The 7608-nt window shown below is 55.5% G+C and carries 7 protein-coding genes; 4 read left to right on the top strand and 3 right to left on the bottom strand.

The window, feature by feature from the left end:
- Positions 1–231 precede the first annotated feature (231 nt).
- A complete protein-coding gene (locus tag CGZ80_RS07395) occupies positions 232–1077 on the bottom strand; it encodes a 7-carboxy-7-deazaguanine synthase QueE (protein ID WP_233148285.1) in 846 nt (281 codons plus the stop codon).
- Between the two features lie 30 nt (positions 1078–1107).
- Between CGZ80_RS07395 and queF the strand changes: the two genes are divergently transcribed.
- Both queF and CGZ80_RS07385 read left to right on the top strand, forming a co-directional pair.
- Complete coding sequence (gene queF / locus CGZ80_RS07390) at positions 1108–1479, top strand: preQ(1) synthase (protein WP_094412899.1); 372 nt, start codon at positions 1108–1110, stop codon at positions 1477–1479.
- A 44-nt stretch (positions 1480–1523) separates the two neighbouring features.
- Positions 1524–2537, top strand: coding sequence for a sugar phosphate isomerase/epimerase family protein (locus CGZ80_RS07385; RefSeq protein WP_198953647.1), 1014 nt, complete (start codon positions 1524–1526; stop codon positions 2535–2537).
- A 45-nt stretch (positions 2538–2582) separates the two neighbouring features.
- Here the strand turns inward: CGZ80_RS07385 and CGZ80_RS07380 are convergent, their stop codons facing one another.
- Positions 2583–3767, bottom strand: a complete 1185-nt coding sequence (locus tag CGZ80_RS07380) for a hypothetical protein (RefSeq protein ID WP_094412897.1) — start codon at positions 3765–3767, stop codon at positions 2583–2585.
- Positions 3768–4121: 354 nt separating this feature from the next.
- Between CGZ80_RS07380 and CGZ80_RS07375 the strand changes: the two genes are divergently transcribed.
- The gene (locus tag CGZ80_RS07375; protein WP_094412895.1) at positions 4122–4628 is read left to right on the top strand and encodes a hypothetical protein; all 507 of its coding nucleotides are present in this window, start codon (positions 4122–4124) and stop codon (positions 4626–4628) included.
- A 186-nt stretch (positions 4629–4814) separates the two neighbouring features.
- Positions 4815–6554: a tetratricopeptide repeat protein gene (locus tag CGZ80_RS07370; protein ID WP_094412893.1), complete on the top strand. Its 1740-nt coding sequence runs from the start codon at positions 4815–4817 to the stop codon at positions 6552–6554.
- A gap of 212 nt (positions 6555–6766) precedes the next feature.
- Here the strand turns inward: CGZ80_RS07370 and CGZ80_RS07365 are convergent, their stop codons facing one another.
- Positions 6767–7375 carry a hypothetical protein gene (locus CGZ80_RS07365; RefSeq protein ID WP_094412891.1) on the bottom strand — a complete coding sequence of 203 codons (609 nt, stop codon included), beginning with the start codon at positions 7373–7375 and terminating at the stop codon, positions 6767–6769.
- Between the last annotated feature and the right edge of the window lie 233 nt (positions 7376–7608).

Below are 7608 nucleotides of genomic sequence, written 5' to 3'. Positions count from 1 at the left end.
GAGGCCGGCTATCGATTGTGGTCGGATCTGATCCGCCGCCGCTTGGATGATGTGTTTCGAATGATCGCCGCCGAATAGTTGGGTGGCGAGATCGATTCTGGGGTGATGACAGGGTTCCGGCCGTGTCTGGCTAGCGCCATGCGGCTAATGGGGGAGAGAAATGTGGATGGTGTGGGGGTGTGTTTTTGCAGGGCCCGATGGAACTGTGGCTAGGCTGGGCGGGGGAAGTTGTTAGGTGCCTCGGCGGTTTCCGTACCAGCGGATTTGCATGCGGTCACAGTATTGATAGCCGCTTGCTTCGGTGGTCGGTCGAAGCTCTTGTTGAGCCTTGTCCATCGCTTCGACCGTGACGCCTTGAGGCATGATGTAGACATCGTTCGCTGTGATCGCCAACGCCTTTACGATGGAGTCGATTTCTCGGAACTGCTCCTGCGAGGAGACGACGAATTTCAATTGAAAGTCTTTGGCCGCGTCGATCAATCGTCGCATGGTGTCGATCGGCATGCGGCGTGCCTCGTGAAGTTGGCTCCAACGCGGGTGCTTGTCCGCATCGGGAGTGCTGTCGGCCAGCTTGGGGCTGAGCGAGAGCAGATCGCAGGCGATCGGTTTGTCGATCGTCCCGGCCGTTTCAATCGTGACGTGAAAGTCCTGTTGGAATAACGCCCTGCACAACGACTCGATCGACGAGGGAAGCAGCGGTTCGCCGCCGGTCAGAACGACGTGCCGCGTGCCGCTGTGCTTGGCCGCGTCAAGCAATTGGCGGACAGATTGGGTTTCACCGCTCGGGTTCCACGAAGCGTAAGGTGTGTCGCAAAACCAACAGCGCAGGTTACAGCCGCTAGTGCGAATGAAGAAGCTGTCGGTGCCGGTCAGTTTGCCTTCGCCTTGACGGCTATAGAACGTCTCGCTGACAAAGACCGATTGGTCGAGGTCACATCGCTGTCCGAGATCGTGGCGCAAAGAATCCGACGACGCGGCTTCGGCGCGGTGCAGTGCTTTAACGAGATGTGGCTGCCGCTGGGACGCCAAATCAGCCGGGGGGCGTCCCCTGGTCGAGCTGGCCGAGGCGTGCGACACTTGTATTTTTCCCAAAGGAGATCTTGATCGTTGAGTGAGTCAAAGAATTTCCGCGAGATCCTGGAAGTGTTCGAAAACCCCAGTCAATCGCGTGACTTTAAAATCGTCCACCACTGCCCCGAATTCACGTCGGTGTGCCCGAAAACCGGACAGCCTGACTATGGCAAAATCGTATTCAGCTACGTGCCGGACAAGGTCTGTGTGGAGCTGAAAAGTCTGAAAATGTACCTGCAAGCGTTTCGAAATGAAGGGATCTTCTACGAAGCGGTGACCAATCGGATCATGGACGACTTTATCGCGGTTGTACAGCCGAAAAGTGCAACGGTCGAAAGCCAGTGGACCCCCCGCGGTGGGCTGCATAGCAATATCATCGTCGAATATCCCACCCCAGAATCCGCTTAAGCTCTGATCCTCGAACGCCCCCAACCTCGAGAGCCCCGCCCAACATGTCTGACCTGCCTCCCGTTCTTTTGAGCGGCTTCGCGGACGAAGCTGCCAACGAGAAACTTGCCGTCCAGCAGTTTTCTGCGTTCGCCGCCCTCGGACTGCGCTACTACTCGATCCGTTTCATCGATGCTGGCGAAGGCATCAAAAACGTCATGAAGCTCTCCGACAAGGAGATCGAGCACGTCAAATCGATGCAGTCGGATTATGGACTGAAAGTCAGCAGCATCGGTTCGCCAATCGGCAAGGTCAAACTTTGTGATGTCGATGATGGGACCAGGAACCAGTTCATTCCGTTCGAGAAATACCTGGCCGAGGACGTTAAAACGGCTTGCGATCGCGCCGAGGCCTTCGGGGCAAAACTGATTCGCGGATTTTCCTTTTATCATCCCAAAGGCACCAACCCGTCTGATCACATCGATCAGGTCGCCGACCAATTGGGACAGGTCGCTGAAGCTTGTGACAAACGTGGGCTGACGTTTGGCTTGGAGGTCGAAGCAAACTTGGTGGGACAGACGGGAGATTTGCTTCAACAGATCGCAGAGAAAGTCAACCATCCGGCGATGTTGACGATCTTCGACGGTGCCAACATTGTCACGCAAGGATTCACCGCTGACGAGACCTACGCACAGTATCTGGCGATGAAGCCCAGCATGGGATGGTTGCACATCAAGGATTACCACGATCCGTCGCCAACCGGGCGCATCAGCCATGTCGATGAAGCGAGCCTAGCCAATTTCGTTCCGGCTGACTGTGGTGACAGTGGTCACGAAGCGATCTTGCGTGACATGCGAGACTTTCTGCCAGAGTTGCAAACCCGCATGACGGCTCGTGGCGCCGACGGCGTGTTCATGGACTTGGAACCGCACGTCAAGGGTGGCGGTCAGTTCGGTGGCTTTAGCGGGCCAGACGGATTTGGCGTTGCACTTCGCGGACTTTGCCGAGTCCTCGACTACGTTCAGATTCCGTATGACCTTCGCGGATTCGCAGACATCAAAAACGCATCGCCTGCCTAGCGCATCGCTAGAGTCCCGTTTACTCCGCCGATCGAATCGAACCGTTCAATTCGGTTGGCGAACAGGATTCCAACTGCCTTGTTTGTCAGGTCGAGTGGCAACCCGAATAGGGACCGCTGGCGCTGCGCCGTTGGATTCAGTAGCCGGGCGGGTTGCGACCGATGTAGATCCCGGTCGTTGGTACGGTGGGAAGTATGGATTCGACTGCACCGCGTTGGGGCTGTTTTGAATCGGCACTCCGACATGACCGTTGGGAATCAACAAGTCGTCTTCGTTTTCGTCTAACACACCTTCGAACCAAGCTTCATCATCGATCGGTTGCCGCTCGCTTGGCGCGGGTAATGCTTCAATCGATCTCTCGGGAGGAGCCGTTGGCAACGGTGTTCCCTGAACTTCGGGAAGTAACTCGACCTGTGACGCGTCGCTGGGAGACAAGAGTTCTTCGTTCGGCGTCTCCGCGGTGTCATCAGGCTGGCCGTTGATACCTGAACCCGTGACAGTATCGTCCGCATGGATTGCGTGCGGTGGAGCCGGCAAGGGTTGCGACTGAGGTGATGTTAAAATCGGCGTGACTTCTTGGCCCCCTGAGCTAATGCCTGTGGGCCAGTCGCCGTGTTCGATTGGTGGCATCACTGGAAAGGCGACGTTTGCTTGACCTTGCGTCGGATAAGTTGTCAGTCCGTCGCAATGAGGCTGTGAAACATGGCGCCGTTGGACAGGTTGTGGACCTTGCGGCGGATAGACCGGCGCGTACCCGCGCGGGCCAATCTTGGGCAAGCGAATGCATGCCGGTGGCATCACCACTTCGGTGACGCCGGAGTAAGGCATCGGTGGAGGCACCCGGCAGGCTCCCGTGTCGCAGTTGTTCGCATGGTGCTTTTTGGCAGGTAAACCGAAACCAGGCGGATAGATGCCGTTGCACGGTTCACAACTTGCTGCCGACGAGTCACAGTCGATGTGTCTGGCTGCGAAACCGTGTGGAGGGAGATCAGCACCAGGGCGGCATTCACCGTTGCTGCACGCGTGATAGCCGTCGCCCCAGCCAACACCCAACAGCCGGCCAAGCTGCCGCACGTGCGAGGGGCCGTCAGCGAATGCGGGTGTTGCGGCGATACCGAGTCCGATCGCACACGCCAGACTTTTTTTCCAAACCGACGCGATCACCATGCCGCTTGTTTGAGTGCGGTTTAGGAGCGTGGCTTTCGGTGGTGTTTTTTCTGGCACGTACATGGACTGACCCGCTGCGCACAATCGCGATCGTTTTGAGTTGACGTCTGAGCGGAAAAATCGGCATTTCAGTCGCTTTCGGTCGAATCGGCGGGGGATGAAAATGCGGTGTCATTGGAAAACACGGCATGGTCGTACCGTTTAGAGCAACTTTGACGACGCGTCGGTTGCTTGGTCGCGAAGATGTCGCTGAAAACGCGGTGGGGCAATTTGGCATCCCGGTCCAAATCGAGCTACCGTTGCAAGTCGCGCCAAAGCCGACGCTTCCAGGCAGGTCACGCTTCCAGCGGAGCCTCGCGATACGACAGACCGATCGCGAGCGTGGCCATTTATTCCCCGGCTTTCAAAGTTGTCACCATGTCTCAACGTCGTCGTTTCCTTGTCGATCCACCGGTTCAACTGGCAATCATTCGGCGAATGCTGATGCACTGGACCATCGCGTTGGGGTCATTGATGCTGATCGGGATTGCCGTTCAGTTGATTTTTGCTGCCGAGAATGTCTCGGTCATGCAAGCGATCTCGCAGTCATATTCGGCGCAAGCACCGCTGTTGGCGTTGATGTTTGTTCTGATGCCGGTGTACGCCTGGGATGTGATTAAGCTCAGCCACCGTTTTGCCGGTCCGATGCTCCGGTTGCGGGCCATCCTCAGCGAGCTTGCCGACGGCGGTACTGCCATGAAGTTGAAGTTCCGTCCCGGCGATTTTTGGCACGAGACCGCAGAAGATTTCAACCGGTTCTACGAAACGCATTTGGCATTGAAAAAGCGGTGTGAGGAACTTGAGGCGATCGTAAAACGCTATGAGAGCGTTGAAAACAACGACAGCATGCCTTCATCGGAAGTCTCGGCGGGTTCAGGCTCGTAATCCGGCCTGCCCCGTGAAACTCTTCCGTTCGCGGGGCGAGCGAGAAAGCATTCGTCATTTCTGTTGATCTAAATCAGGCTTTTTGCAGACGCAGCTGTAGCTGTTGTCAAACCGGTCTACGCATCGATTCGCCGGCACGTCATAATGAAGATGTTCCGACGAAATCCTTGAACGAGACCAGCGACGATGTTTCGATTCCTAAAAAATGCCCCTCAGTTGGTCGTGCCACTATCGACCAGCTTGATGTTTCTTGGCCTAACCGCCCCGACGACCTACTCCCAAGACGCTCAACCTGCTGATGATTCGACGGAGGTCGTCGAAACTGGCGAGTCCGGGACTGATTTGGGGCAAGAGGACCTCGATGAAGCAGCCATTCTGGGAATCGATGCCAAAGACCCGGCCGATCTGCGCCGTGTTGAGTTGTTGCTGCAGTCGGCGATCAAAAAAGGTCTCAGCGGCGAAAACTCGTCCTTCGCTAAGAAAATGCTCGGTTCGGTGCTGCTCAAAAAGGCCCAGCAAATGCTTGGCGCGATGCGTTCGGCACCTCGAAACCGTATCGCACAGCTTCGGGACGAAGCATTGCGGACTCTTCACGAGGCGCTGGAAAACGAGCCGGAACTGGTCGACGCGCATCTCTTGATCGCTCAGCTGAATCTGCTGCCAGGTGGCGATAAACAGGCGGTCGCCGAGTCGACAACTCGTGCGATTGAAATCTTGAAAGATCGCCCCGTCGAAAGGAGTGCCGCCTATGTCCTGCGCGCCCTCACGTGGGGGCCTGGCAACGAAGATAAGCGGCTAGAAGATCTGAATTCGGCAATTCAGGATGACCCCAAGAATCTGGAAGCTCTGCAAGCCCGAGCCGCTTTGAAATTGCAAGAGGAAGATGTCGCCGGCGCGATTGAAGACATGGAACGCGTGATGGCAGAAGATCCGAACAACCGACTGGTGGAACCGGTTGTTCAGAAGCTAGCCGAATTGAATCGCCTCGACGATGCATTGAACCTGCTCACCCAAGCACTCGAAGCCAAACCATCGGAAGGTCTCTACCGTATGCGTGCGATTCTCTATCGCATGCAGATGAAAGAAGACGAAGCGCTTGCGGATTTGAACAAAGCCCTCGCGATTCAACCACGGGACCCCATCTCGCTGTTGCAACGCGCCGAAATCGCGATCAACAACAATAACTTGCAAGGTGCCAAAGACGATCTTCGTGCTGCCGAGCGAATCGATCCACGTGTCGCGTTGATTGAACAGGCAATCGCTGTCCGCTGCATGATCGCGATGGAAGAAGGGCGAATGAGCGACGCGATCAGCGAATTGAAAAAGTTGATCGAAAGCAACCCTGACAACCTCGCATGGCAACTTCAGTTGGCCGGTTTGTACATCTCAGATGACCGCCCACGGCAGGCCGTTGATCTGATGACCGCGATTCTAGATCGTGATCCCAAAAACGTAGGCGCTCTGCGGACTCGCGCTGACGCGTACTTGAATATCGGCGAACACGTGAAGGCGATCGAAGACTACGACAGCGCGATCGCAGCGATTGGCGACGACGACGCGAACACGCAACTGTCCAGCATCCTTAACAACTTGGCTTGGGTGCTGGCCACAAGCCCTGAAGCGAAGATTCGCGACGGCGAAAAGGCAGTCCGACTTGCCGATCGAGCTGTACGCCTGACTGAGGAAAAGAAGCCTCACATTCTCAGCACGTTGGCTGCCGCTTATGCGGAGACTGGTAATTTCGAAAAAGCGATCGAATGGAGCACCAAGGCCGTCGATACCGGCAAGGAACAAGAGCACGATCAAGTTGACCAACTGCAAGAAGAATTGGATCAATACAAGGCCGGCAAGCCTTGGCGTGAAAAGCAAGAGGTCGAAGAAAACGCGACACCGATTTTGTCACCCGATGACTTGATTGACACCTAAGCAACCTTTGGCATTCAATTTCATCCTCTCTCAATGTCGCCTTCTGCTTCGCAGCAACTGCGGAAAATCGCTTCTCCTGCGGAGTGAAAGGCGACACTTCGGAAGTCAACAAGCTGCTGACAGAGGTGTGGTCTGTCGTTTCCTTGGAACGTCGCCCCAGGAGCTCATTGTCGGAACATCAGCGTGTTTTCAGGGCCTCCGCATTGCTGCTGCTATGCGTGAGACTCTGCTATTGAGCTAGTTTTGGGACGTCCGCCGAAGCGATCACGAACGGTCCGCAACGAAGTACCGATGCGGAATACCATTGGTATCTCGCACTGGAATAGCTTGATCGGATCGAGATGGACACCAAGCAGCTCGAGTAATTTTGGTACGGTGGATTCTGCATAAACACCGACCTTGTAAATCAACTCGAGCAGTTGGTCTTCGTCGACGGGCTGTTTGGCAAAGCGAGACCAGTGAAGTTCGCCGGAGTGATTTTCACTGCGAACGTCAGCATCAAACTCAACGCACGCGGCACGGTATCCGTCGTCGTAGCACTCCAACCCGACTTCGGCACTTTCGAGAACCGATACCAGAACGACCGACGTGGTCTTGGATAATTCGGCAGCAAGCGATCTCATGCGAACGACACTGTTTGGCGTCGTTGTTGTGCAATAAATGAAGCCTGCCGCTGGTAGGACTTCGAGATAGAAACTGTCGGCGTTGCAACTTGTCCTAAGCCGTTCAGTTGTCGGGATTTCGATGGACAAGTCATCGAAAAGGTCCCCCAAGAATTCGATGGGGTGACGAAAAATCAAGTAGACCGCGGTTCGTCCCATGAGCGACACCAATGGTTAAGTCCCATCTGAATCCTGCCGCTTCGGTATTGATCGAGCGAAGTCAAACGACGCCGCAAGATGTCAAGTTTGGCGATTTGCACTCGGAATTCAATTGGAACCCGCTGGGCACAAATCGTGGTGCACCGAAGCAGTGTGGTTCAGCTACATGATTGCCAACAGGGTTCAACTTAACACCTACTTGCTGCAAGGTCACGCAATTTAATTCGCAAAAT

Origin of the sequence: Rhodopirellula sp. MGV (assembly GCF_002251265.1) — a bacterium.
In the GTDB taxonomy this organism is placed as follows: domain Bacteria; phylum Planctomycetota; class Planctomycetia; order Pirellulales; family Pirellulaceae; genus Stieleria; species Stieleria baltica_A.
The sequence above is the reverse complement of the archived record's forward strand: the minus strand, read 5'-3'. Positions and strand labels throughout refer to the sequence as shown.